The sequence below is a fragment of the Candidatus Sordicultor fermentans genome, from assembly GCF_012728195.1.
Classification (GTDB): Bacteria; Atribacterota; Atribacteria; order Atribacterales; family Caldatribacteriaceae; genus Sordicultor; species Sordicultor fermentans.
This window is the reverse complement of the sequence record NZ_JAAYFP010000078.1, coordinates 1-24,204: the sequence shown is the minus strand read 5'-3', so window position 1 is coordinate 24,204 and position 24,204 is coordinate 1. Positions and strand designations below refer to the sequence as shown.

The following is a 24,204-nucleotide window of genomic DNA, read 5'->3' as shown; positions in this document are numbered from 1 at the left end:
GAATGGCAAAAAAAATAATAGCAGTAGTAAAATTGCAAATCCCGGGAGGAATGGCTACCCCTGCTCCTCCAGTGGGTCCGGCGTTAGGTCAGCATGGAGTTAACATAATGGAGTTCTGTAAGGCTTTCAACGCTGCTACGGAAAAAGACCGAGGGGTATTAATTCCGGTAGAGATTACTATATACGGAGATCGCTCTTTTACTTTTATATGCAAAACCCCCCCTGCTTCTTTTTTGATTAAGCAGGCTGTGGGGGTGGAAAAAGGTTCGGGAGAACCTAATCGGGTAAAAGTGGGTAAAATTCCTCGCTCTAAGATTCGGGAAATTGCCGAGAAAAAGATGCCCGATCTTAACGCCAGTGACTTAGAAGGAGCAGTTAAGATCATAGAGGGGACAGCCAGAAGTATGGGAGTAGAAGTCATAGAAGGGTAATGAGGAGGAATGGATAATGGCAGATAGAGGTAAGAGATATTTGACAGCAAAAAATAATATAGAAGCAGGTAAGTTGTATGACCCGGAGACGGCTATTCGCCTCGTGAAAGAGACTGCTAATGCCCGTTTTGATGAAACAATAGAAGTGGCTATAAATCTGGGAATTGACCCTAAGCAATCTGACCAGCAGGTTAGAGGCGCGGTTTCCCTTCCTCATGGGGTGGGCAAAAAAGTACGCGTTTTAGTTTTCGCTCAAGGGGAAAAAGCTCGGGAAGCACAGGAAGCAGGAGCTGATTATGTAGGGGGAGAAGAGCTGGCAGATAAAATTCAGAGCGGCTGGTTAGAATTTGATGCCGCAGTGGCCACTCCGGACATGATGAGGGTAGTGGGAAAGCTGGGTAAAGTTTTAGGGCCGCGGGGTCTGATGCCTAACGCCAAAACGGGAACGGTAACCTTTGATGTAGCTGAAGCGGTAAAAGAAATAAAGGCGGGACGAATAGAGATTCGCAATGATCGTTATGGTAACGTCCATGCTCCTATAGGAAAGGCATCTTTTCCGGTGGAACATTTGCTGGATAATTTTTGCGCTTTGCTGGATGCCGTGGTACGGTTAAAGCCGCCTGCTTCTCGAGGGCGCTATATCAAGAAGATAGTTATTTCCTCGACTATGGGGCCAGGTATCCCGGTAGACCCCAAATTAGCGTTAGAGAGTTTAGAGAAGAGGGTAGCATAATATAATAAGACATTTAAATACAGGCCTGAGAACCGGGGGCATTTAGCTTAAATATCCTGGGGAGGCAAGAGTAGGAATCTTTTCTCTGGCGAGCATGGTAAGGCTCGCGAGAGAAGTGAAGGTTGGAAATTGACCAAAAAAGACTCTTCCCCCGGAAGGGTCTTTTTTTATGGGAAGGAGGTAGGTAATTCTTGCAAAAAGTAGATAAAGAAAAAATCTGGCAGGAAGTATATGAGAAACTACAAAAGAGCGAGGCAGTGTTTGTAGTTAATTACCAGGGAATTAAAGTGGAGAGTATGAACGAGTTACGTCGAAGCTTGAAGAATGCCCAGGGAGAGATAAAAGTAGTTAAGAATACTCTGGCTCGCATTGCTCTCGATAAGGCGGGCATTCCCTATGATGATGAACTCATGAGAGGGCAAAACGCCTTTGCTTTTTCTTATCTGGATGCGGTACAAATAGCGAAGTTATTGGCCGATGCTGGTAAAAAACTGCCTCAGCTGGAAGTCAAAGGGGGTTGGCTGAATCGTAACCCTTTAAAGCCCGAAGAAATTAAGCGTCTGGCTCAACTTCCTTCTCGGGAGCAATTAATTGCTCAGGTAGTAGGAGGAATGAAAGCCCCTATTACTGGTTTGGTGGGAGTTTTGCAAGGATTATTGCGAAGCTTAGTGGGAGTTTTGCAAGCTATTGAAGAGAAAAAGAATGCTCAGAAGGAGGATTAATCATGACTAAAGAAGAAATTATTGAATCTATTGAAAAAATGACTGTTCTGGAGCTGGCTGAATTGGTAAAAGCTCTGGAAGAGAAATTCGGAGTTTCGGCGGCTATGCCTGTAGCTCAGATGGCTGCAGCAGGAACGCAGGGAGCTGCTGCTCCTGAAGTGGAAGAAAAAACTGAGTTTGATGTGGTGCTGAAAGGGGTAGGAGACCAGAAGCTTCAAGTTATCAAAGAAGTACGGGCTATCACTGGTTTAGGATTGAAAGAAGCCAAAGAGCTGGTGGATAACGCTCCTCGTCCGGTTAAAGAAGGGATTAGCAAAGAAGAAGCAGAAGAAATTAGGGCTAAATTAGAAGCAGTAGGTGCAGAAATAGAAGTTAAATAAAAAGAGGGGCTGTAAAGCCCCTCTTTTTAAATCTGCTTTGGATAAAAAATATCTCTCCCATCCTTATTTTTTATTAATTCTGGTTTCTCTCATCTGGGGATTTAATTTCAGCGTGGTTAAAATGGGGATTATGGCCATTGGTCCCCTGGCTTTTTCTTTCTTGCGCTTTATACTCAGTGCTTTGCTTATGTTTTTTGTTCTGTATATCACCGAGAAGAATCCCTGGGTAGAGGTAAAAGACCTTCCTTATTTTTTATTTCTGGGTCTTTTAGGATTCGGGATTTATCAGCCTCTGTGGAGCTACGGGCTTAAGCTTAGCCTGGCTTCCCATTCTGCTCTTATTTTGTCTCTTTCTCCGGTGGTGGTATCTTTAGTAGCTTTTTTGCGGAAAGAAGAGTTGGTAGGAGGAATAAATTTATTAGGGGTAATTGTAGGCTTTGGGGGAGTGATGTTTTTAGTGAGCCAGGGAGGGAGTGGAGATTATTCTTCTGAATCTGTTTTATATGGAGACTTATTGACTTTGGGGGCTGCCATCTCTTGGGGGCTTTATTCTTATTTTGGCAAGAATATGGTGAAAAAATATTCTCCTCTTAAAACTTCTACTTGGAGTATCCTCTGGGGATTGATGTTTATGTTTCCGATATGTATAGGGGAAACTCTTCAGATAAGAGCGGAAGACTTTAGTTTTTCTCTTTTACTATCTCTTTCTTACTCTGTAGTTCTTTCTTCTTTAGTAGCTTATATTATCTGGATGCAGTGTGTGAGGGAAATTGGAGCGACACGCACTGTTTCTTCTCAATATATTACCCAGGTAGTCGGTGTAATTGCTGCCTGGATGATTTTTGGCGAACCCTTAGGGTGGCAGGTCTTTTTAGGGATGGCTTTCATCAGTTTGGGCCTCTGGTTGGTTAACAGAAAACCTCAGGTAGAGGAACTGACGCCATAAACTATCCGGTAAAAGAGATAACCGGCATATTCGTGGATTATCTCTATCCAGGCGGAAAAAGCTTCTCCACTGGGTAGAAAATCCATCCAGGAAAAAGTACTGAAGTTGTAAACAGGATTAGAGCTCACCGGGACAATGTGAGCTTCGGGATAGAGATGGTGGAAAGAAAAGCAAGCTCTTTTTAGGTGGACTTCTGAGGTTACCAGGTAAAAATTTTGCCAGCCTTTTTCTCGCAATATTTCTGTAGTGTAGAGGGCATTTTCCCAGGTAGTGCGAGATGCGGGTTCAAGGTATATGTATTCTTCTTTTACTTTCCAGCTCAGGAGTAACTCTTTCATAATTTCAGCTTCAGAAGTTTTGCCTCCTTTTTCTATTTTTCCTCCACTTAAAATTAGAGGTATTTGTTCTTTTTCCCACAGGAGAAAGGCCTGATAGGTGCGAAGAAAAGAAGAAACTTGTCCTCCTCCCAATACTACTATAGCTTGAGGAGTAGCGGTTGCATCTCTGGACGGAGCTTCCCGGGGTAGAAGGTAAAGGCCCCCGCCGATAGAGAAAAAATAAGTCAATAGCGCCAGAAATAAAAACGACCAGGTAGCTTTTTTCTTTATTAAGCTCCGCAGGAATAAGCAGAGAGGCACAGTGACTAATATTCCCGGTAAAGTAAAGAAAGCTCCTAAAAACTTTTGCAAAAAGAACATAATTTTTATTTTGTTTCTCCTTAGTTTATGATATATTAGCGAAAGTTTACTATATCAGGGAGGAAATATGAAGAAGCTAATCTTACCCTTTTTAATTTTAATTCTTTTTCTTCAGCTCTCCCCTGCTTTTTCTAAATCTTATTTTCATCCCTCCATCAATCAAAGTTTTGTTTTAAAGGAGAACGGAGATGTAGAGGTAGAAGAGGAGCGCTACTTTTCCTTTTCGGGTAGTTTTTCTTGGGCTCAGCTTACCATATACCTCCGGGGAGTGGAGGATATCGATTTTTCGGGAGTGTGGAGTATAGAAACTGGAGAGCCACTTTCTTTCCAGGTAGAAGAGGGAGCAAATAATAAATCTCTCAAGTGGTTTTACCAGGCAGAAAATGAAACCAGAGGTTTTAAAATAAAATACATCTTGCGCCAGGCAGTGAAACGCTACCAGGATGTGGCAGAATTTTACTGGAAAGTTTTAGAAGATGAGCATGCAGAGGTGAAGAATTTACAGACCTCTTTTTTCCTTCCTCAGGCCAGTCCCGAGCTTTTAAAGCTTTTCGTTCACACAAAGGCAGAGCCAGGGGAAATAGTCTTTTCTCCTGATTACAAGAGAGTCGATTTTTATCTCTCTTCTATTCCTTCTGATGCTTTTGTGGAAGCTCGCCTGCTCCTTGAACCGCACATTTTTCCTCTTCTTCCTCTTCTGGCTGAAAATAGATATGAAAAAATTCTTCAAGAAGAAGAGAAACTCATCAGCCAGGGACCGCAGGTTTCCGGATTGACAGTGTTTCTCTCTTTTCTTTTAGTTTTGGGAGGTATTTTTTATTTCCTTCTTTTCTTTTATTACTATTTTCGCTACGGTAAAGAACCCCAAGTGGACTATGAAAGAGAATATGAACAGGAGCCTCCCCGGGATATTTCTCCTTCTCTTCTCGGAAGCATATTAAATCAGCAGGGAGCTTCTCCCTCGATAATGAGTAGAGCTTTTTTAGCTACCATTTTAGACCTGGCTCGTCGGGGATATCTGGAAGTAGAAGAAAAAGAGGAAAAGAAGCTTATAGGCAAAAAAGATTATTTGAATTTTACTTTTACCGGGAAAGGAGCATCTAAAGAGAAGGATGATGCTCTGTTACCTTTAGAGCAAGAAGTTTTAGACCTTCTGCACCGTATTTCTAAAGACGGGAAGAATGTTTCTACTTTGGATATTGAAGAGTGGGGTAAGGAATTCAGGGGGGATAAAAGTAACTTTTTATATTTTATAGAAAAATGGGGAGAAGAAGCAAGAAGCTTTTGGGAGGAACACTTTTTCCCTCTTTTAGACCCAATCTCAGAGGTTAAGAAGACTCAGTTTTTTGTTCTGGGGATGATTTATAGTGGGATAGCGATATTTTATGTCTTTTTTGCCTTAACCTCGGGAAATAGCTTTTGGGGAACTTTTTTGGTTATACCCTTTATTCCTCTGACTTTATTCTTAGCTTTTTTATCTCAAAAATCTCTTAGCCGGTGGAGTAGAGAAGGAGCACTGGAATTTAAGCGCTGGCAGGCTTTCCGGAGGTTTATTTCTGATTTTTCTCTGATGAGGGAAGCTCCTTCTATTTTACTTCATATCTGGGACCGGTACCTCGTTTATGCCGTAGTACTGGGAGTGGCAGAGGAACTTTTGAAAAATCTAAAGCTTTACGCGCAAGAAAGAGGAGAGACTTTAGTAGTTCCTGCCTGGTATCATTCAGGAGATGCGGCTTTTACTTTAGCTTCTCTCGATGGGTTAGCCCGATTAAATAATTTTTCTAACCGGATGGAAAATTTAGTTCACTTACGCCAGGCGGTTTCTACTTCTACCTCCATGGGAGGAGGGTTTTCTCATGGTGGAGGTGGTGGAGGGGGAGGAGGAAGTTCCAAAGCAGGTTGAAAGGAGGAATATAGATGGTCTGGATTATTTTACTGGTAGTGGCGATTCTGGTAATTTATCTTATTGTTCTTTATAATCGTTTGGTAGTTTACAAAAACCGGGTGGATAACAGATGGTCTCAGGTAGAGGTACAGTTACGCCGTCGCTATGACCTTATCCCTAACCTGGTAGAAACAGTTAAAGGTTATGCTTCTCATGAGAAAGAAGTGTTAGAAAATGTAACTCGAGCTCGACAGATGGCTATGGGAGCTCAGACTCCACAGGAGCGAGGAGAAGCGGAGGAAGGTATAACTCGAGCTTTAAGGCAATTGTTTGCTGTGGTAGAAGCCTATCCTGCTTTACGAGCCAATGAGAATTTTCAGAGCCTGCAGAAAGAACTTTCTGAGACCGAAGATAAAATTGCTTATGCTCGCCAATTCTATAACGATACGGTTTATAAATACAATACCATGATAGAAAAGTTTCCTGCTAATATCTTTGCTCGAAGTTTGGGATTTTCCCGCCGAGAATATTTTGAAGCGGGAGAGGGTAGAGGTCCAGTGCAGGTTAGCTTCAGGGAGGAAGAAAAATGAGTCAAGTAGTAGTACTGGCCCGTTCTTTTTCTCGGGGCTCAAATGAACCTCGAGAACTATTGAGTCAAGCTGGTTTAGAGGTAGTATTTAAGAAAAACCCTGAACCAGAAAAAGAGGGAAAAGTAGCAGAACTTATCGGAGATGCAGAGGCAGTGATTGTAGGGGTAGACCGGATAGGAGAGGTAGTTTTTTCCCGCTGTTCCAACCTACGGGTGGTTTCTAAGCACGGTGTGGGGGTGGACAATATCGATTTAGAAGCAGCCAAAAGACACGGGGTAGTGGTGGCTAATGCTCCCGGCACTAACTCCCAATCAGTGGCAGATATGGCTTTTCTTTTAATCCTGGCTTGTGCCAGAGGGCTTCCTATTCTTTTAGAACAGGTAAAAAATAAAGTCTGGAGTTCCCCTTTTCTGGGAGTGGAGTTAGAGGATAAAGTTTTAGGCATAGTAGGTTTGGGACGTATTGGCAAAGAAGTAGGAAAAAGAGGTCAGGGGTTTGGAATGAAGGTGATTTATTATGACCCGGTGGTGGAAGATAAAGAATTTGCTTCGGTTTCTCTCGAAGATTTATTTAAAAGCGCAGATTTTGTCAGTCTTCACGCTCCCTTAACGAAGGATACAGAAAAAATGGTAGGAGAGAAGCTGCTATCCTTGATGAAAGAAGAAGCTTTTCTTATAAATACTGCTCGAGGAGAATTAGTGGATGAGGAAGCACTTTACCGATTTTTGCAAGAGAAAAGAATCAAAGGTGCAGCTTTGGATGTTTTGACTTTTGAGCCTCCTTTTGAGAGTCCTCTTCTATCTCTTCCTAATGTTATTGTTACTCCTCATGTTTCTGCTCACACTAAAGAAGCCAATATAAAAATGGGAAGAATTGCGGCTTTAAATGTAATCCGCGTTTTACAGGGAGAAGAGCCTCTATATCGAGTGGTATGAGGAGAAATCGGCGCAATTCTATCTCTTCCAAAAACAGGTGGCTATATTATTTAATAATTATCCTTTTTCTCTTTTTCTATTTTCAAAGTGAAGAAAAAGGTGTGTATCTTGTAGCAAGAATTATAGCTGGAGATACTATAGAGCTATCTAATGGAGAAAAAGTGCGCTATATTGGAATAGACACCCCCGAGCTTCATCATCCTCAAAAAGAGGTAGAATACTATGCTCGGGAAGCCTATGAAGCTAATCGTCGGCTGGTAGAAGGAAAAAGAGTACGGCTGGAATTGGATGTGGAAGAGCGGGACCGTTATGGGAGAATTTTAGCCTATGTTTATGTGGATGATTTAATGGTTAATGAATGGCTGGTGGCCAACGGTTATGCCCGTGTGGCCACCTTTCCTCCTAATGTAAAGTATGCTGAGCGCTTTTTGCAACTGGAAAGAGAAGCGCGCCAGGCGAAAATTGGTTTGTGGGCCGATTAGCTATTCTGGGCTGCTTCCTGGAACTTTCTGGCCAGTTCTTTTAGCTCTCCCCATTTTTTCTCCCGGAGAAACTCGTTCTTAACCAACGCTCCTCCCACTCCCACACAACTGGCTCCTGCTTTTAAGAAAGAAGAGAGATTATCCAGATTGACTCCTCCGGTGGGACAAAGCTTGATCTGGGGGAAGGGCCCTTTTAAATCTTTAATATAGCCTGGGCCTAAGCTTCCAGCAGGAAATACTTTAACCACATCTGCACCTTTTTCCCAGGCTCCAAGAATTTCAGTGGGAGTTAAGGCTCCTGGAATTATGGGAACATCGTAGCGATGAGCCATTTCAATCACGGAAAAGTTGAGAGAAGGAGTAACTAAAAATCGAGCTCCACTTAAAATGCACAATCGCGCCGTTTCTGAGTCGAGAACTGTTCCGGCGCCAAGGAGCACTCCTTCCACTTTATTACTTACTTCTTCTAAGATATTTAGTGCTCCGGGGGTGGTCATCGTAACCTCAATGCAGTTTATTCCTCCCTCTCGGAGCGCTGTTACGGCTTCAGTAAGTGATTGTGCTTCCTGAGCTCTGATGATGGCAATGATTTTACTTTTTTCCAGAAATTGATTAACTTCCTGACGGCTTTTAAGTTGCATCCTCATCTACCTCCTAAATTGGCTTTCGTCAATATTTTACCAGTAAAATCTATACTGTGCTTAGGTTAAATCCTTTTTTCTTGTGAAAGTGAATGGATTTTCCATAAAATTTATATTGAGACGCAAAATCCATGGTAATATCTCTCCCTCCTCATTTTCTCTGTGGCACCATTGCTCATAGTCCCCGGTATCAATTGCAAGTGCTGATGAAGGTTTTTTTCTCAGTGGTTTTTGCCTTTTATATCTTTAATCTTCTGGATATTGATAAAAAGGGAGAAATAGCCCTTTTTTAGACATAGCCTCGCTTTTTGCACTCAGCCAGGAAAGTCTGGTAGCGCTCCTCATAGAGAGAAGAAAGAAAAGGATGAGGAGCTTCTTCTCCTGAGAGATGGACCATTTCTTGCACCGCCTGTGATATTTTCCCCCAGAAAGGGGAAGCTGATAGAACGCAAGAGCCAAAAGCTGATTCGGTAGTTTGAGCCAGGAAAACAGGACGATTTAAAATGTTGGCCCGGATTTTTCGCCAGATAGGGCTACGAGAGCCGCCTCCTGAAGCAAACACTCGAGTTATGGTATCTGCTCCTAAACTTTCTAAAAGCTCCAGGCTCAGTCGCTCTATATATCCCACTCCCTCTAAACAGGCAGCATAAAATTCTTCCCTGCTTTTTTCTTCACCCACCTGGAAAAAAGAAGCTTCCCCTGAGGAAAAAGGCAGACGCTCTCCTCTCCGGGTGAGAGGATAAACCAGAAGAGAGGTGGGAAGGTTCTCCAGAGTTATTTTTTCATCCCATTCACGATAATCTTCTCCTGGAAAATATACCTCCAGACATTCTCCTCCGGTGTTACTCGCTCCTCCTGGTAACCAATAACCTTCAGGGTGGCGATGGCAGTAAATCCGCCCCTCCGGGTCTTTGATTAATTGATAACTGATACTCCGGACCACAAGAGTAGTTCCTAAAGCACAGGATACGTCCCCCGGACGGGTAGCACCGGAAGCTAAAAAAGATGCTGTGCCATCGGTGCATCCTGCCACCACCTTACAGTGGGGGGACAAACCCAGTTTTTGAGCTATCTCGGGTCTGACATTACCTACTACTTCCCCGGGATTGACCACCCGAGGAAGTTTGTAGACAGGAATACCCAGCCGGCTTTCGATAAAAGAAGGCCATTTAAAATCGATAAGGTCATATCCCATCTTCAAGGAGTTAGAGGTATCTGACACCCCCCACTCTCCAGTCAATTTTCCCACTATAAAATCAGCAGCATGGAGGAAAAAATGAGCTCTATCAAACAATTCCGGGTTATTTCTCTTCCACCACAATACTTTAGCTAAGGCAAAAGAAGCTCCAAACTGGTAACCTGACCGCTCGGTAAATGAGGTAGCTTCACGGTTTATAATTTCTGCTTCCTCTTTAGCTCTTCCATCATTATACATAATAGCCCGACTGAGAGTTCGTCCTTCTCGGTTGAGAGCCAAGACGGTGCCAGAAGTAGAATCGCAGGATAAAGCCTGAATGGAATTCGGATCTTTTCCTTTTTTCCTGAGGTCGCGGAGAGTTCCCTGCAAAGCTCGAAGAGTTACTTCCCACCATTCCTCCGGTTCTTGCTCAAAACGTTCTCCTTCCCGGTAAATATGAGAAATTTTTTCTTTGCCTTCTGCCACTATCTCTCCCTGAGGAGTAGAAACTAGGCATCTAACCCCTTGAGTTCCTAAATCAATTCCCAAAAACAATGGTTCTTGTTTTCTCATTTTACTAATTTTCCTTTCTTTTGCCTTGATGATTCTATTATAATTTATTTAAAGAGAAATCTAATCATTCAAGTATGCAAAAGGAGAAAAAACTATGGGAAAACTTTCTTTTCATACCGCCCTGGTTACAGGAGGAAGCCGGGGTATCGGTCGGGCCATTGCTTTATCTTTGGCTCGGGCTGGTGCCCGGGTAGCGGTGAATTATCTTCAGAATGAGGAAGCCGCTCAAGAGGTGGTAGAAGAGATAGAGAGTTCAGGGTCTATGGCTATCAAAGTAAAAGGAGATGTATCTCAAAAGAAAGAAGTTGAGAAGATGATAGAGCAAATTCACCAAAAATTGGGAATGATTGATATACTGGTAAATAATGCCGGGATAGGTGACCTTTACTATTCTTCGGCTCTTTCGATAGAAGAAGAAACCTGGGATAAAATTCTGGCAGTAAATTTACGGGGCACTTTCTTAGTTTCCCAGGCTGTTTTACCTGATATGATAAATAAAAAATGGGGGAGAATTATCAATATATCTTCTACTTCGGGAATAACCGGAGGTACTTCAGGAGCTCATTATGCGGCTGCTAAAGGAGGAGTTATAGCTTTAAGTAAAGCATTATCTCAAGAATTTGCTCCCTATGGAATAACTGTAAATGTTGTCGCTCCCAGTAAAATCGATACTGATCTTTTGCGTTCAGTAACACCTCCCGGCAAAGAAAAGGAAGTAATAAAGAAAATACCCGTTGGCCGCTTAGGCACCCCTCAGGATGTAGCTGAAGCAGTGCTTTTCTTCTCCCGGGAAGAAGCAAGTTTTATCACCGGGCAAGTTCTGGTGGTATCGGGAGGATACTGAACCACTTTCGCCGGTAAGTTTGAAAAGAAGTGCTACTAGAAAAATAGGGATAAAATCCCATTCTTTTCTTTCTCTTATGATGGGGGGAGCGCTCTGCTTTCTCAACAGGTGTGTCTAAAGCCTCTCGGGGGTTGACAACACTCTGTAGTGTGGTTATACTCCTCGGTAAGATGGTAAGACCAGGTGAGCTATGAAACCAATTAATAGAGTAAAATTAACTGAAAGCATAATGGAAGCTATAGTAGAATATGCCTCTTCTAACGATCTAAAAGTAGGGGACAGACTTCCATCGGAAAGGGAGCTATCCAGTGCTCTTAAGGTAAGCCGCCCTCTGTTGAGAGAAGCGTTAAGGAAGATGGAGAGTTTGAATCTGGTTGAGGTATTGCCGGGAAAGGGAATATTTATTAAAACTCCCTTGAAGAACAATATGTCCTACTTGGTTCTTCATATAGACGAGGAAAAAGACAAGGTTTTAGAGGTCCTGAATATTAGAAGAGTTCTGGAAAAGATGGCTCTCGAGGAAGCCATTAAGAATATTACCGATGATGAAATAAAAGAGCTGGAAAGAAGAGTAAATCTCCTTGAAGAAAAGCAGAGAAGGGGAGATGACAGCAGGGAGGAGAATTGGGCTTTTCATAGCCTGATTTATCGTTTGGCGGGTAATAAACTCTTGTTTGACATTTTGGACGGGTTAAAGGAATTTCACCTTTTCTGGGAAGATCCTCTGGAATGTCCTTCTTTTGCAGAAAAGACTTATTTTTTCCATAGAGAACTTTTTAAATGTATAGAAGAGAGAGACCTCAAAAGAGCGCATGCTGTGACGGATAAATTGTTAGATATGCTCGAAGGTGAAATAAAAAAGAGTTATTAGCATCTTTCTGAAGTAATATTGGGAAAGAATACAATTTAATGCTAAGGAGGAATGTTTATGTCCAATACCTTTGTAGTTGATACGAGCAAAAGTAAATATGTCAGGTTGAAGCCTGTCTCTATAAGTTCAGTGAAGCTTACAGATAGCTTCTGGACAAATAGAATAAAGCTTATGGGCGAGGTCACTTTACCTCTTCAATATCAGATTATGGAAGAAACCGGGAGGATGGATAATTTCAGGATTGCTGCGGGAAAGATTCCTGGAGAATTTTCTGGTTTTTTCTTTAATGATACTGATGTCTACAAATGGATAGAGGCGGTATCATATTTTCTGGCTATTAACAAAGATGAGAAACTGGATAAACTCGTAGATAGCGTTATAGAAGAGATAAGAGATGCTCAAGATACAGATGGTTATTTAGATACTTATTTTACTTTTTCCAGAAAGCAAGACCGCTGGACTAACTTGAAAGATATGCATGAATTGTACTGTGCCGGGCATCTCTTCCAGGCGGCCATTGCTCACTACAGGGTTACAGGGAAGACAAACTTTTTAGATATAGCGATAAGATTTGCAGACCACATAACCGAAGTATTTGGCCCGGGGAAGAGAGAGGGAGTTCCCGGACATCCGCAAATAGAGATGGCTCTTGTAGAACTTTACAGGGAAACCAATGACCGGAAATATCTGGATCTGGCTAAATTCTTTGTAGATGAGAGAGGAAAAGGCATCATTGGCGGGGGTACTTATCACATAGACCATAAACCATTTAGAGAGCTGGATGAGATTGTCGGTCATGCAGTGAGGTCTCTATACCTGAATAGCGGCGCTACAGATTTATATATGGAGATAGGGGACAAAACTTTATGGAGTGCTTTGGAGAGATTATGGGATAACTTGGTAACCAAGAAAATGTATATAACCGGGACTGCGGGGGCGAGACACGAAGGAGAATCTTTTGGAGATCCGTATGAGCTACCCAATGAAACGGCTTATGCAGAAACCTGTGCGGCCATCGCAAACTTTATGTGGAACTATAGAATGCTTCTGACATCAGGCGAGGGTAGATTCGCTGATGTGATGGAATTGGCACTTTATAATGGAGTTTTGTCGGGAATTTCCATAGATGGGAAGGAATACTTTTATGTAAATCCTCTGGCAGACAGAGGCGGTCACAGAAGACAGAGATGGTTTGCCTGTGCCTGTTGTCCGCCTAATGTAGCGAGGACTATAACTTCTATTCCTGGTTATATGTATTCAATATCTCCTGAGGGGATATGGGTCAATCTCTATGCCAGTAATGTGTCTGAATTTGATATTAATGGCTCTAAAGTGGCAATAGAAGAAAAGACAGATTACCCCTGGGAGGGATTAGTAGAATTTAAGGTAGATGCAGATTCTTCATTTTCCATCTTTTTAAGAAAACCGGAATGGAGCAGGGAGTTTTCTTTGAACGTTAATGGAGAAAGATTTGAACCCGCTTTAGAAAAGGGATATATGGTAATAAATAGAAGATGGCAAAAGGGAGACACAGTAACCTTAGATTTACATATGAGGCCAGAGTTTCTGGAGAGTCATCCAGGCGTGAAAGATAATGTAGGAAGAGTAGCAATAAGAAGAGGGCCAGTTGTTTATTGTGTGGAGGCTGAGGATAATCCCGGGGTGGATGTCTGGGACTTAGAGATACCGAAAGATACGAAGATTAGTAAGGAATATAGAGATACATTGGGTGGAATAGTGGCCATAAAGGGAGAAGGATACATTAACGAGCCCGGACTCTGGGAGAAACTCTATCTACCTCTCGACGAAGCTAATCGTCTTAAAGAAGGAATAGAGTTTACTGCCATTCCCTATTACGCCTGGGCTAACAGGACTCCGGGGCCTATGGAGGTCTGGATAAAAACAAAGTAAGAATTTTTCCGATTCCCAAGAACTGAAACTGGCTGCGGTTACATGTATAAGTTTTGTGTGTAACCGCATTTTTTTTAGGAATTTATTCGATAGACCACTGAGTAATATTTATATTCACTCGGGATCGGGTTTCCGACCTGGTTTTGGAATCTTCAAAGTAAGGTTATACAGTAACATAAAAATAACAGTGAAGGATTGACAATATTTTACATGGTGATTATACTTTTATTTGGTAAGATGGTAAGACCAGTAAAGAAATAGGTGGTTTGCCAGTTTATCGTGCTGGCATTCACAAGGGGGTGATTTGAGAAGGGAAAAATGCGACAACGATATTAAGTCTAAAGAGGTTGCTTCGGAAGAAGAGGGTAGTAATTTTGTGTAATTTTGTGTAAGGTGATGAAATTTAAGATATTTATTTAAAAGGAAAATTATTAGGACCTGACAAAACTCTAAAGAGAGGGAGGGAAAGTAACATGAAGAAGCGGTTACTTGTTGGTTTGCTTGTTCTGGGATTGGTGTGTGTATTGGCGCCTGCTGCTTATTCAGCTGATACTACAGTAAAATATGCTCATTGGAACGCTCTTTCTGAAGAATACAACTATGTTAAGGCATTTGAAGAAAAATATCCTGATATTAAAATAGAATTTACGCTAATTCCTGAAGCAGAATATTCTCAAAAGCTTACTACTATGATAATGGCTGGCACTGCTCCAGATGTCATGTGCCTGTGGGAGTGTGATATATCTAGATTTGCTAACGGCGGCTTCGTGGATCCATTAGATGATTACGTAAGTGAGAGCGAGACTTTAACTCTGGATGATTTTATTCCTGCAGTTCAAGACCTGATAGAAATGCAGGGGAAACTCTACGGGCTTCCCTGGTGTTTCGCAACAGAAGTAATGTACTATAACAAAGATGCGTTTGATAAAGCAGGTATTCCATATCCGGACGAAAACTGGACCTGGGAAGACTTCGAAAACGCCGCCAAAAAGCTGACTGTGGTGGAGAATGGCAAAGTAGAACAATGGGGATGTGATGCTCTTGGCTTCCAGGGTCTGTGGTATTCTCTCATCGGGACTTTTGGAGACGACATTGTAAATGATAAAGGACAATTTTCTATAGGTGAAGGCGCTAAAGAATTTCTTAACTGGTGGTATCGTCTGACCAACGAGGAGAAAGTGGTTGCTCCGCCACAAATAAGTACTTCAGGTATAATTTCTACAGACCTCTTTGTAGCTGGTAAAGCAGCAATGGCATTTAATGGAAGCTGGATGGTCTCAGTCTATAGAGACATAGAGAACTTTAAATGGGACATTGCCCCAATTCCTAAAGGGGTAAGACAGTATTCTACACTTCACACCGGGTTCTTCACCATTAATTCTGCAAGTAAGGTGAAAGATGCAGCATGGAAATTCATCGAATTCTGCATGAGTGAAGAGGGACAGGAGTTAATAAATAAAGCTGCTAATAATCCGTCAGCTCGCATCTCTATCCTTGAAAAGGGTTACTACAGAGTTCAGGGACCTATGGGGCCAGAGAACTGGGATGCCATTGATAAGACTGCCCAGTTTGCTCAGTGGGGATATGTGCTTCTTCCCTCCGGGCTGACCTTTGATATTGTAAAGGACTTTAATGCGGCAATATTAGGACAAATGGGTATAGATGAGGTAGTAGGAAAGGCAATAGACAGGGCAAAAGAGATTCTGGGAGAAGAAGGAGTTGCTTCTGAATGATGTTTAAATTAAAGGGGGATTCTCGCAGAATCCCCCTTTAATTTAAGGAGGAAGGGATTCGTCATGGCTTTTAAAAAGGAATCTATAGTTCCATATCTGTATTTACTTCCCTGGGTAATAGGTTTTATCTTATTTACGGGAGGCCCCATAATTGCTGCTATCTTTATTAGTTTTACTAAGTGGGATTTGTTGTCTCCCCCTGTCTGGGTGGGACTTGCAAACTTCACCAATATGTTCCGGGCTGGTTCAGAATTCTGGGGCATACTAAAAGTTACTCTTATTTTCATGGTGTTCTCTGTGATTATCACTATGTGCTGGAGCCTTTTTACTGCTTTACTTTTAAATCAAAAGGTCCGGGGTACTGGTGTTTTTAGTTTTTTTTATTTTGCTCCAGCGGTGGTTCCCCTTATATCTTTAACATTTGTATTCCAGCTGATGTTCAGCAAAGAGCTGGGAATAGTAAATTATCTCTTGTCTTTGACTGGGATAGAAGGCCCAAACTGGTTGATGGATTCGAGGTTAGTGTTATGGGTTGTAACGGTCCTTTGTATTTATACTTATTTTACGGGGCAAATGATGTTGATTTTTGATAGCGCTCTGAAAGAAGTCCCCAAAGAGCTCTATGAAGCGGCAGAGATTGATGGTGCTAATGCTGTGGATAAGTTCTTCAAAATTACTATTCCTGCTATATCTCCTATTTTCTTCTTTAATTTAGTCACAGGTACTATTAACTCTTTGAATACTTCCTTTGCTCTCATTTATCCTCTTACAGGTGGTGGGCCTGGAAAAGCTACCCAGGTGATGAGTTTAGACATCTATGTTAACGCATTTAAAAATTTCAGGATGGGATATGCGAGTGCAGAAGCGGTGATTTTATTTGCCATCACTGCAGCGCTATCTCTACTGCAGTTCCGACTGGCCAAAAAATGGGTATATTATGAGGCTTGAGGAGGATGAGAAGACTATGAACGTAAGAGCAAGAGCACTAACAATAAAATTTTTTCAGTATTTAGTGATGGTCGTTGTTGCCATAATAATGTTCTTCCCCATTTTATGGATTATCGCTTCTTCTTTCAAACCTCTTATTGAATTTAACTCTTATCCTCCATCTTTGTTTCCATCACATCTCTATTTTAAGAACTATACTGAATTGTTTCTCCAGAGTAAGATATTCATTTATCTAAGAAACACGCTAATTTTAATCATAGGAAATACCCTGGGGACTTTGCTATCGAGCTCTATTGTGGCTTATCCTCTGGCGAGGATGGAGTTTAAAGGACGAGACCTTATATTTGGGATTATACTGGCGACAATGATGGTGCCCAGCTTTGTTACCATTATTCCTCAATATCTTCTTTTTAGAGAGTTCAGATGGCTGGATACATTTTTACCAATGATAGTACCTGCTTTTTTTGCCTATCCCTATAATGTTTTTCTTTTCAGACAATTTTATAGGACAATTCCCAGGGAGTTAGACGAAGCGGCGAAAATAGATGGTTGTAATAGCTGGCAAATATTCTGGAGAATAATAGTGCCTCTTTCCCGTCCTATATTCATAACCATTGGGGTTTTGTCATCTATATTCTGGTGGAATGAATTTTTCACGCCTTTAATATTCATAGACTCAGAAAACCTGAAGCCTTTAAGCGTGGGCTCTTATAGTTTTTCCCGGACTATGTTTATCGTAAGATGGGACCTTCTGATGGCTATGTCTACAATAATGATAGTACCCCCCATGATTTTATATCTCTTTACTCGGAGATATATAATGGAGGGAATTAAGACTACGGGGATAAAATAGATACATTTGTATACTGAAAACCTGCAAGAAGCGGATGTTTTATATTTTCTGTGCAGGAACTCGCATGCTGTAAAATGCTGTAAAATATCATAAACATGAGAAATTTAACTCAACTATTATTACTTTTATTTGTTTTTCATGTAACCATGATGCCTGCTCTCGGTAACTCTGGTGAGGCATTGTCTGTGGTTTCCGGCGTTATACCTCATCACCTGCTGGCTAAGGAAATTATGGTGGATTTTTTCAGTTTTATTGCTAGAGGAGAGCAGCTTCCCGATACCATCATTCTATTAAGCCCGGACCATTTGAATAGCGCGGCTCTCGAGAGAGGAAATTCTTTTATCAGTGTCAATTGGGAATCGAATGATATCAGGCTGGGTGATATAGCTGTTGACGGGGAATTGTTAACAAAGATAGCTACTAAAATCAGGATAAGGCCGAACCCGGGCGCGGTGCTTTTGGAATTTGGCATTATGAACCTCTTGCCTTTAATCAAAGAGCATCTTCCAGGAGCAAAAATTGTGCCTATTCTGATACCAGCCAACATTTCCCGGAAAGAGGTGGCTCAGCTGGTAAATACAATTAACCAGGTTGCTTCTCTTCAAACTATCATGGTGGCCAGTGTCGATTTTTCCCATTACCTCCCCTCTCGCGCAGCATTATTCCATGACGTTAAAAGCATTAGGGTTTTATTGAACGGTGAGGAAGAGCATTTTGAAAATATAGAGGTGGATAGCTGGCAATCACTGTATGCTGTGAGGTTATTTGCCCGGTTGCGGAAAAAAGAAAAACCGGTCGTAATTGCTCACAAAAATTCTGTGGATTTCTTATCCCTTTCTCCAAATGAAACTACTTCCTATTTCAGCGTGGTTTTTGAGGAGGGAGAAGCTAAAAATGAGGTCGATGCAGAAACAATTTTATTCGCTGGGGATATGATGCTGGGGCGAGGGATAGCAGAGCTGAATAAAAAGAATGGTATTTATTATCCTTTTCAAAAAATTGGACGATTACTGAGAGGCGTTGATGTTGTTTTTGCCAACTTAGAAGGTCCCGTTGGGGAAAACCCGCCGGAATTTTTGGGTGATAAACTACAATTTATCTTTCTTCCCCCGGTTCTTGAAGGGGTTAGCTGGAGTAGGATTAATCTCGTATCCTTAGCCAATAATCATATTACAGATAGGGGAGCAGAAGGCTTACAAGAGACCAGAGATTGGCTGGATAGATATCAGATTTGCCATATTGGTAATCCTTTATATAGCTATCAGAATGAGCCAAATCCCTGTTTTTCTACTGAACACTCCGTTTTTTTGGCTTTTAATAGAGTGCTACCGTTTGTTCACGGGGAGGAGGAAATCGTTAGAGAAATAAGGGTAGCCAAAATAGACAATCCGGGTAAATTTATAATCGTAAGTGTGCACTGGGGAGAAGAATATCAGTTAAAAAGCTCGCCATCCCAGCGGCAATTGGCTCGTCGAATGATTGCTGCGGGAGCGGATATCGTCGTGGGACATCATCCCCATGTGGTACAGGAAATTGAATTGATACAAGGTAGGCCAGTCTTTTATTCTCTGGGTAACTTTATCTTTGACCAGCAAAGTATACCTGAAACTCAGGAAGGACTGATAGTGGGCTTGGCCGTTGAGCCTGATAGGGCCACCTGTTATCTTTTCCCTATACAACACCATTTAGGTCAGCCGATGCTGATGAGTAAAGGCGGGGTAGATGAATTTCTTATCGACCTATCTGAGAAGTCTGATAAAAAGTTAGGGGAAGATATAAGGAGAGGTATAATAGAGATAACAAGATAAATTGAAAAAAATAAGGAGGGGTAAAAATGAGAAAAGCAAAAAGAGGCTATTTTTTAAATAATTTGGTAGTTATCCTGATTATCTTGCTATCTCTTTCCTCGGGGAACAATGTCTTTGCTGAAGTTAATGTTGGTAAGCAACTGGTTAATCCGAAAGATTTTGCGGTAGAGGAAACCGCAGTTTATCCTGCTATTCCCGGCCATTCCTTGCCTTTAGCTATCTCTATTGTTACTAATTTTGAAGATTTTTCGGGGAAGATTCCCTTAAGTTCTACTGTAATAGAGTTGTTGCAGAAAAATGCCTTTGTGGTCATCCCCACCCCCCTTAATATAGGAGAACAGGAAATTTATCTTCCTCCTTCCTGGGAGGCAACAAATCCCAAAGATGATTTTGTCGCTTATTACAAAGCGTTAAAAAATATTGATGTACCAATTTTCATTACTTCTGATTCTCTTTTGCATTATTACCATATCTTTTTTGATACCACGCTGATGCGGATGGAAAGAGACCTTTTCTATCAGGATATCTGGACTATCAGCCGAGAATTGTTTGAAGCATCACAAAAAGATTATGAGCAGTCGGAGGGTGATTTAAAAGAAGCAGCCCGAAGAAATATGGCTTATCTTTCTGTCGCCCTGGAGCTTTTAAAGCCCGAGAAAGACCAGGTAATCAGCGATGAAATCTTAAAAGAAGAATACTGTTCTCCAGAAATGGACCCGAAATATTGTGAGCTAATGATAGCTGGTGTGAAAGATGTTTACGGAGAGAAAGCCAGCTACCAATATTTCAGTGAGGCAGAGTTTGAGCGCTACCATTTTGAAACCCCTGAAGTGGTTAGGGAGCTGGTGCAGTCTGAGATAGAGTTGATAGAGGCACACGAGGGTTGGGAATATTCACCCATTTTTATCTATCAAGAAGATTATTCTCAATATGTTCCCCGGGGACATTATACTAAATCGGAAAGGTTGAAAAACTATTTTAAAGCGCTCATGTGGTATGGTAGAATGACGGCCTTAATAGAAGGCTCTCCTTTTTTATCACCAGGAGAATCTCTCTGCAGTGGTCGGATAGAAGGAATTATTTCTGACTATGATGCCCGGATTCAGACACTGCAAGCGTTTTTGTTAGCCGAAAAATTTATCAACAACTCAGAGCTTCAGGAGTGCTGGAACAGAGTTTACGCCCTTACTTCTTTTCTGGTGGGTTTCTCCGATGATTTAGGACCTTACGAATACGCCGAAGTGCTTCAAGAGATAGGAGAGGAAGAAGGAGGAGCGGTTAACATAGATAAATTGGTTGAAAAATATGACCAGTTAAAAGAAGCGGTGAGAGACCTCCCTTATAACCCCAAAATATACAGTGGATTGGGAGCTTGTGAGTTGCTGATGCCCTGTCCTCCTCTCGAGGAAGATGATATTCAGGAGTTGCAAAAAGAGGCCGAAAGACTTCTATCTCAGACCAAGGGATTTCGCCTGATGGGTCAGAGGTTTACCTTGGATTCCTGGCTATTCTCTGAAATTGTTTCTCCTTACAGTGGAGAGTATAATGGTCCAAAACTTCCCCTTCCTACCGAGGAAAAACCCTTTACTTTCGCCTGGAATGATGATTATGAAGAGTTCAGGAATAACCGGCCCTTTACCTGGGTGAAGACTGATGTTGCAGCCTGTCCCCCTCCGGCAGAAAGAGAAGTTCGAGGGTTTCCTCGAGGATTGGATTTAATGGCTTTGCTGGGTTCACAGAGAGCCTGGGATATTTTAGAAAATTCTGGTGATACCCGGTATAGCGACTATGAAAAGGTATTTTCCCAACTGAAAGATTATCTTGATTCTCTCCGGGCGGAAGATTGGTTTGGTAATCTTTATCTAAACTGGCTTTATGTATTAAAATCGTTGCATACCGAGTTTGGGGAGGGTTACCCCACCTTTATGCAGACTTCCGCCTGGCAGGATAAAGAGCTCCATACCACCCTTGCTTCCTGGTCCGAGCTAAGACATGACACTATATTGTATGTGAAACAGAGCTATACCATGGCTGAAAGGGGAGGAGCGTTTGAGCCTCCTGTGGTAGGTTATGTTGAACCAGTGCCTGAATTCTATGCTCGCCTTTTAAACTTAACTCAGATGACGCTCGCGGGATTTAAAAATTTAATTCCACCGGAAGAAATGGAAAACCTGATGATTGAAGCAGGGCTGAACAGATTTGCCGAGATACTCACCAGATTGCTGGATATTTCCAGAAGAGAATTAGAAAATGTGCCCCTGGATGAAGAAGATTACGATTTTATCGAAAACTTCGGCAGCATCTCCAGGGATTTAATCGGTATCATATCGGGAGGAGACGTAGACCGAGAAGCTTTCCAGACTGTTTTAGTTGCTGATGTCCATACCGAGGGAAATACCGGGAAAGTTTTAGAAGAAGGTACTGGTTTTATAAAAACAGCGGTTGTGGCTTATAGGTTACCTCAGGGACATATCATTTTGGGAGCCGGACCGGTTTTCAGTTATTATGAATTTAAGCAACCTATGGATGAGCGGCTGACCGATGAAGCCTGGAGAGCAATATTAGATAGCAATCCTCCACCACAACCGGACTGGGTGAAAAGTTTTTCAGAATAATTTATTATTCTATCGGGGATGGCGGTTTAACGTTTTATTCTCTGGTTTTGATAGATACAGAACGGATAGTGGTAAGCACCTTTTCCCGGTATTTTTCAAAATCATTGACCGGAGCATGAAAGCTAAAAGTGTAAAACAGGTCTCCGATGATGGCGCTATAGCAGATATATTGATGAATATCTTCGCCAATTTTAATAGTATATAAAGATTTGATGGCCGAATATCCAGAAAGGGTATCAGGAACAGATTCCTGGAACGTTGCACCGGCTGATTTTAGATTTTCCATATTTTCCGCCCATAGTTTTTCTAAAGTATATTCTTCCCCGAAAAGAGGGGTGCCGAGAAGCATAATTGAACCTTTGGAGTCCGGGGTGTCAATTAACACTCCCCGCTCCTGGGAAGAATAGTTGATCCAGTCTTCGGGATAAATCAGGGAGATGTCCAGGTAGGCATATTGATACTGGTAGAAAATGTATCCTTCTGGAATTTCCTGGGGTTGTGAAATTTCCTGAGTATGCAATGTCGGGATAAAATTAAAAAATACTATGATAGTTAAACCAAGGAAAATATATTTTTTCATATTTTCAGATTTTCCCTCCTTTTATTTGTTATTCTCTTAAGAGAATAGTTTTTTATCAGCATTATTTCCTATAAAATGTCGAAAAGTCTCTTTTCAAAATGTTTTCTATCGGGTATGAGAGGTTTTTCTAAAAATCTATTCTTGTTTATTTACAATATAATCTGGCTGAATTTATAGAGCGACCTTTTATAGTCTGCTGAACTTTTGCTAAACCACCTTTTTATTTTGCAGTAATACGAGATCAAAAATCTACATGAAAAACATAAATTATAAAATGCAGCGATTTAGGTAATGCAGGTTCAGTTACAGGGGTAGTTGCTGTTACTCCTTTTTTCCACCGGGTAGCTCGCTTAAAAACCAAATGGCCAGCTAATGGCTATCTGGTGGGAAAGGCTTTCGAGATTTTCTATTTTTACCCTGTTGCTGGCGTATTATTTCGATAGCTGATTTTCCTCCCCGGTCTGGCTGAGGTGTTGTATTCCAGATGTTCATAGCCAGGGCAAGCCACTTACTTGCCTCCTCAATAGAGTCAATATTCTCCACTCGCTGGTGAACTTCTTCACCAAAGCCGATAGCATCGTTATTTGCCATATAGGATAGGACGATATTTTTCCATTCCTCGGGCGACATGATGAGATTCGGTTTTCCTTCTTTCCTGGCCATCTCAGACATACGGGCAACCGCTGCTTCAAGCGTATCATCTTGAGGATGTTCGACATTTTTTACCTCTTCCGGTGTTTTTGTTTTTTCCTGAAGGAATCTCTCTACTTCTATAGGATTAGGCTGAAAGAGAGTTTTTAACTGTGGACGCAAGTGTGGCCCTGGAGAAAATGGCCAAGTTAACCAGCCTGGACCCACCAACCATCGGCCTTGCCCGTTGGGCAAAATATGGGCAGAGACAAGCTGTCTTTTTTCCAAAATATGACTTAACATCGGGCTGTTCACTGTAAACTTCTCATCTTCCAGTTCCATATCAAAACCTCGATCATTAATAACTTTGGTGACCACGCCAGTTATATATCTTGCCTTTTGGATGGTATCAAGAGCGAGAAACAGTTTGGGTTCTTTTAGTATAGCCTGAGCTGCCAATTCAGCCGGATGTCGCCCATCAGGTAATTTAAAACTAAAGGTAAACCAATCCATAAACCGCCTCTATCGGCCGGCAAAGCTACCAGTATCAGCCAGATAATCACTCGCTTCTACTTTATCGTCTCCGAAAAATTGCTCTCGAGCCTGGGCTCTAATGTTAGCAATGGACTCATTCGTATAACACCATTCTACCAACCTATTAGTCATATAAATCACTCCCCCTGCAGTCTTATCCCTATGGCCTCAAGCCAGGAAATCGCTCTTTCCTTCATTCTCTCGTTCTTAAAGCGATACCACCTCTCCTTTTCCTCGGGATAGCGAGCCAGGACATCTTTAAATCGGCGGAAGGCACCTTTACCGTCTATAGCTATCTCAAGTAACTCGACGAGATGCTCATCTTCCACAGTGGAAATAAAATCTACCATATCGTCATAATCCTCATAAGATTCAGCTTTAGGTATCGGTTCATAACGGTCCGGATTTTCATCAATTCTGTCCTTTAACTCTTCCAGGTTTGCATCATCCATATAATCAGAAATAAATATTACCTCTCCTGTTTCCAGGTCCAGATAATAATCAAGGTCGTAGGAATTATTCTCCATTGCCAAACAAAGCTCCTCTAAATCTATCTTTAACGCTCGTTTTTCATCCATATTCCAATCTCTCCTGCCCTCATCTTTTGTAGACTAATCCATATTATAATCTAATAGTGGTTAAAAAACACCACTCAATTTTTATTTCAATATTCTATGAAAATGT

At 41.7% G+C, this 24,204-nt stretch carries 25 protein-coding genes; 18 read left to right on the top strand and 7 right to left on the bottom strand.

Features of this window, described 5'->3' with window-relative positions; genetic code table 11:
* Window positions 1–2: 2 nt before the first annotated feature.
* From rplK to GXZ17_RS03530, 5 genes are all read left to right on the top strand, one after another.
* On the top strand, window positions 3–431 hold the full coding sequence (rplK, locus tag GXZ17_RS03550; RefSeq protein ID WP_409375913.1) for a 50S ribosomal protein L11: 429 nt from the start codon (window positions 3–5) through the stop codon (window positions 429–431).
* 16 nt (window positions 432–447) lie between these two features.
* Window positions 448–1,164: a 50S ribosomal protein L1 gene (rplA, locus tag GXZ17_RS03545; protein WP_409375912.1), complete on the top strand. Its 717-nt coding sequence runs from the start codon at window positions 448–450 to the stop codon at window positions 1,162–1,164.
* 191 nt (window positions 1,165–1,355) lie between these two features.
* Entirely contained in the window at window positions 1,356–1,886 is a 531-nt protein-coding gene (gene rplJ / locus GXZ17_RS03540) for a 50S ribosomal protein L10 (protein ID WP_409375911.1), read from the top strand.
* A gap of 2 nt (window positions 1,887–1,888) precedes the next feature.
* Window positions 1,889–2,266: a 50S ribosomal protein L7/L12 gene (rplL, locus tag GXZ17_RS03535; protein WP_409375910.1), complete on the top strand. Its 378-nt coding sequence runs from the start codon at window positions 1,889–1,891 to the stop codon at window positions 2,264–2,266.
* A gap of 37 nt (window positions 2,267–2,303) precedes the next feature.
* Complete coding sequence (locus GXZ17_RS03530) at window positions 2,304–3,212, top strand: DMT family transporter (protein WP_409375909.1); 909 nt, start codon at window positions 2,304–2,306, stop codon at window positions 3,210–3,212.
* Here GXZ17_RS03530 and GXZ17_RS03525 read toward each other — a convergent pair.
* Entirely contained in the window at window positions 3,188–3,910 is a 723-nt protein-coding gene (locus GXZ17_RS03525) for a YdcF family protein (RefSeq protein ID WP_409375908.1), read from the bottom strand. The genes GXZ17_RS03530 and GXZ17_RS03525 overlap by 25 nt on opposite strands.
* Before the next feature lie 67 nt (window positions 3,911–3,977).
* Between GXZ17_RS03525 and GXZ17_RS03520 the strand changes: the two genes are divergently transcribed.
* From GXZ17_RS03520 to GXZ17_RS03505, 4 genes are read left to right on the top strand one after another with little or no spacing between them, the layout of a single operon-like run.
* Entirely contained in the window at window positions 3,978–5,813 is a 1,836-nt protein-coding gene (locus GXZ17_RS03520) for a DUF2207 family protein (RefSeq protein WP_409375907.1), read from the top strand.
* A 14-nt stretch (window positions 5,814–5,827) separates the two neighbouring features.
* The gene (locus tag GXZ17_RS03515) at window positions 5,828–6,385 is read left to right on the top strand and encodes a LemA family protein (protein WP_409375906.1); all 558 of its coding nucleotides are present in this window, start codon (window positions 5,828–5,830) and stop codon (window positions 6,383–6,385) included.
* Entirely contained in the window at window positions 6,382–7,320 is a 939-nt protein-coding gene (locus GXZ17_RS03510; protein WP_409375905.1) for a phosphoglycerate dehydrogenase, read from the top strand. The genes GXZ17_RS03515 and GXZ17_RS03510 overlap by 4 nt, the downstream gene beginning before the upstream one ends.
* Complete coding sequence (locus GXZ17_RS03505; protein ID WP_409375904.1) at window positions 7,317–7,802, top strand: thermonuclease family protein; 486 nt, start codon at window positions 7,317–7,319, stop codon at window positions 7,800–7,802. The genes GXZ17_RS03510 and GXZ17_RS03505 overlap by 4 nt, the downstream gene beginning before the upstream one ends.
* Here the strand turns inward: GXZ17_RS03505 and GXZ17_RS03500 are convergent.
* Complete coding sequence (locus GXZ17_RS03500) at window positions 7,799–8,443, bottom strand: bifunctional 4-hydroxy-2-oxoglutarate aldolase/2-dehydro-3-deoxy-phosphogluconate aldolase (protein WP_409375903.1); 645 nt, start codon at window positions 8,441–8,443, stop codon at window positions 7,799–7,801. The two genes, GXZ17_RS03505 and GXZ17_RS03500, sit on opposite strands and share 4 nt — an antisense overlap.
* Window positions 8,444–8,574: 131 nt before the next feature.
* Between GXZ17_RS03500 and GXZ17_RS03495 the strand changes: the two genes are divergently transcribed.
* Window positions 8,575–8,736, top strand: a complete 162-nt coding sequence (locus GXZ17_RS03495) for a hypothetical protein (protein ID WP_409375902.1) — start codon at window positions 8,575–8,577, stop codon at window positions 8,734–8,736.
* Here GXZ17_RS03495 and GXZ17_RS03490 read toward each other — a convergent pair.
* The gene (locus GXZ17_RS03490) at window positions 8,733–10,193 is read right to left on the bottom strand and encodes an FGGY-family carbohydrate kinase (protein ID WP_409375901.1); all 1,461 of its coding nucleotides are present in this window, start codon (window positions 10,191–10,193) and stop codon (window positions 8,733–8,735) included. The two genes, GXZ17_RS03495 and GXZ17_RS03490, sit on opposite strands and share 4 nt — an antisense overlap.
* 94 nt (window positions 10,194–10,287) lie before the next feature.
* On the opposite strand from GXZ17_RS03490, the gene GXZ17_RS03485 reads away from it, so the two are divergent.
* The 8 genes from GXZ17_RS03485 (at window position 10,288) to GXZ17_RS03450 (ending at window position 21,776) form a co-directional block, all read left to right on the top strand.
* On the top strand, window positions 10,288–11,037 hold the full coding sequence (locus GXZ17_RS03485; RefSeq protein ID WP_409375900.1) for an SDR family NAD(P)-dependent oxidoreductase: 750 nt from the start codon (window positions 10,288–10,290) through the stop codon (window positions 11,035–11,037).
* A 190-nt stretch (window positions 11,038–11,227) separates the two neighbouring features.
* Window positions 11,228–11,908 carry a FadR/GntR family transcriptional regulator gene (locus tag GXZ17_RS03480; protein WP_409375899.1) on the top strand — a complete coding sequence of 227 codons (681 nt, stop codon included), beginning with the start codon at window positions 11,228–11,230 and terminating at the stop codon, window positions 11,906–11,908.
* A gap of 57 nt (window positions 11,909–11,965) precedes the next feature.
* Window positions 11,966–13,819 carry a glycoside hydrolase family 127 protein gene (locus tag GXZ17_RS03475; RefSeq protein ID WP_409375898.1) on the top strand — a complete coding sequence of 618 codons (1,854 nt, stop codon included), beginning with the start codon at window positions 11,966–11,968 and terminating at the stop codon, window positions 13,817–13,819.
* 473 nt (window positions 13,820–14,292) lie between these two features.
* Entirely contained in the window at window positions 14,293–15,552 is a 1,260-nt protein-coding gene (locus GXZ17_RS03470) for an ABC transporter substrate-binding protein (protein WP_409375897.1), read from the top strand.
* A gap of 63 nt (window positions 15,553–15,615) precedes the next feature.
* On the top strand, window positions 15,616–16,500 hold the full coding sequence (locus GXZ17_RS03465) for a carbohydrate ABC transporter permease (protein WP_409375896.1): 885 nt from the start codon (window positions 15,616–15,618) through the stop codon (window positions 16,498–16,500).
* 16 nt (window positions 16,501–16,516) lie between these two features.
* The gene (locus GXZ17_RS03460; RefSeq protein ID WP_409375895.1) at window positions 16,517–17,353 is read left to right on the top strand and encodes a carbohydrate ABC transporter permease; all 837 of its coding nucleotides are present in this window, start codon (window positions 16,517–16,519) and stop codon (window positions 17,351–17,353) included.
* Between the two features lie 95 nt (window positions 17,354–17,448).
* The gene (gene amrB, locus GXZ17_RS03455; protein WP_409375894.1) at window positions 17,449–19,161 is read left to right on the top strand and encodes an AmmeMemoRadiSam system protein B; all 1,713 of its coding nucleotides are present in this window, start codon (window positions 17,449–17,451) and stop codon (window positions 19,159–19,161) included.
* A gap of 26 nt (window positions 19,162–19,187) precedes the next feature.
* Window positions 19,188–21,776 carry a DUF3160 domain-containing protein gene (locus tag GXZ17_RS03450; RefSeq protein ID WP_409375893.1) on the top strand — a complete coding sequence of 863 codons (2,589 nt, stop codon included), beginning with the start codon at window positions 19,188–19,190 and terminating at the stop codon, window positions 21,774–21,776.
* A gap of 34 nt (window positions 21,777–21,810) precedes the next feature.
* Here GXZ17_RS03450 and GXZ17_RS03445 read toward each other — a convergent pair whose 3' ends face one another.
* From GXZ17_RS03445 to GXZ17_RS03430, 4 genes are all read right to left on the bottom strand, one after another.
* Window positions 21,811–22,356 (bottom strand): hypothetical protein, encoded by a 546-nt coding sequence (locus GXZ17_RS03445; protein WP_409375892.1) that lies wholly within the window; start codon window positions 22,354–22,356, stop codon window positions 21,811–21,813.
* Between the two features lie 369 nt (window positions 22,357–22,725).
* A complete protein-coding gene (locus tag GXZ17_RS03440; protein WP_409375891.1) occupies window positions 22,726–23,499 on the bottom strand; it encodes a hypothetical protein in 774 nt (257 codons plus the stop codon).
* Window positions 23,500–23,508: 9 nt separating this feature from the next.
* Window positions 23,509–23,652, bottom strand: a complete 144-nt coding sequence (locus tag GXZ17_RS03435; protein WP_409375890.1) for a hypothetical protein — start codon at window positions 23,650–23,652, stop codon at window positions 23,509–23,511.
* Between the two features lie 5 nt (window positions 23,653–23,657).
* Window positions 23,658–24,098, bottom strand: a complete 441-nt coding sequence (locus tag GXZ17_RS03430) for a UPF0158 family protein (protein ID WP_409375889.1) — start codon at window positions 24,096–24,098, stop codon at window positions 23,658–23,660.
* Between the last annotated feature and the right edge of the window lie 106 nt (window positions 24,099–24,204).

Coding starts and splice junctions, on each gene's coding strand:
- rplK (WP_409375913.1), top strand. CDS start 3: ATGGCAAAAAAAATAATAGCAGTAGTAAAATTGCAAATCCCGGGAGGA.
- rplA (WP_409375912.1), top strand. CDS start 448: ATGGCAGATAGAGGTAAGAGATATTTGACAGCAAAAAATAATATAGAA.
- rplL (WP_409375910.1), top strand. CDS start 1,889: ATGACTAAAGAAGAAATTATTGAATCTATTGAAAAAATGACTGTTCTG.
- GXZ17_RS03525 (WP_409375908.1), bottom strand. CDS start 3,910: ATGTTCTTTTTGCAAAAGTTTTTAGGAGCTTTCTTTACTTTACCGGGA.
- GXZ17_RS03520 (WP_409375907.1), top strand. CDS start 3,978: ATGAAGAAGCTAATCTTACCCTTTTTAATTTTAATTCTTTTTCTTCAG.
- GXZ17_RS03515 (WP_409375906.1), top strand. CDS start 5,828: ATGGTCTGGATTATTTTACTGGTAGTGGCGATTCTGGTAATTTATCTT.
- GXZ17_RS03510 (WP_409375905.1), top strand. CDS start 6,382: ATGAGTCAAGTAGTAGTACTGGCCCGTTCTTTTTCTCGGGGCTCAAAT.
- GXZ17_RS03505 (WP_409375904.1), top strand. CDS start 7,317: ATGAGGAGAAATCGGCGCAATTCTATCTCTTCCAAAAACAGGTGGCTA.
- GXZ17_RS03500 (WP_409375903.1), bottom strand. CDS start 8,443: ATGCAACTTAAAAGCCGTCAGGAAGTTAATCAATTTCTGGAAAAAAGT.
- GXZ17_RS03495 (WP_409375902.1), top strand. CDS start 8,575: ATGGTAATATCTCTCCCTCCTCATTTTCTCTGTGGCACCATTGCTCAT.
- GXZ17_RS03490 (WP_409375901.1), bottom strand. CDS start 10,193: ATGAGAAAACAAGAACCATTGTTTTTGGGAATTGATTTAGGAACTCAA.
- GXZ17_RS03485 (WP_409375900.1), top strand. CDS start 10,288: ATGGGAAAACTTTCTTTTCATACCGCCCTGGTTACAGGAGGAAGCCGG.
- GXZ17_RS03480 (WP_409375899.1), top strand. CDS start 11,228: ATGAAACCAATTAATAGAGTAAAATTAACTGAAAGCATAATGGAAGCT.
- GXZ17_RS03475 (WP_409375898.1), top strand. CDS start 11,966: ATGTCCAATACCTTTGTAGTTGATACGAGCAAAAGTAAATATGTCAGG.
- GXZ17_RS03470 (WP_409375897.1), top strand. CDS start 14,293: ATGAAGAAGCGGTTACTTGTTGGTTTGCTTGTTCTGGGATTGGTGTGT.
- GXZ17_RS03465 (WP_409375896.1), top strand. CDS start 15,616: ATGGCTTTTAAAAAGGAATCTATAGTTCCATATCTGTATTTACTTCCC.
- GXZ17_RS03460 (WP_409375895.1), top strand. CDS start 16,517: ATGAACGTAAGAGCAAGAGCACTAACAATAAAATTTTTTCAGTATTTA.
- amrB (WP_409375894.1), top strand. CDS start 17,449: ATGAGAAATTTAACTCAACTATTATTACTTTTATTTGTTTTTCATGTA.
- GXZ17_RS03450 (WP_409375893.1), top strand. CDS start 19,188: ATGAGAAAAGCAAAAAGAGGCTATTTTTTAAATAATTTGGTAGTTATC.
- GXZ17_RS03445 (WP_409375892.1), bottom strand. CDS start 22,356: ATGAAAAAATATATTTTCCTTGGTTTAACTATCATAGTATTTTTTAAT.
- GXZ17_RS03440 (WP_409375891.1), bottom strand. CDS start 23,499: ATGGATTGGTTTACCTTTAGTTTTAAATTACCTGATGGGCGACATCCG.
- GXZ17_RS03435 (WP_409375890.1), bottom strand. CDS start 23,652: ATGACTAATAGGTTGGTAGAATGGTGTTATACGAATGAGTCCATTGCT.
- GXZ17_RS03430 (WP_409375889.1), bottom strand. CDS start 24,098: ATGGATGAAAAACGAGCGTTAAAGATAGATTTAGAGGAGCTTTGTTTG.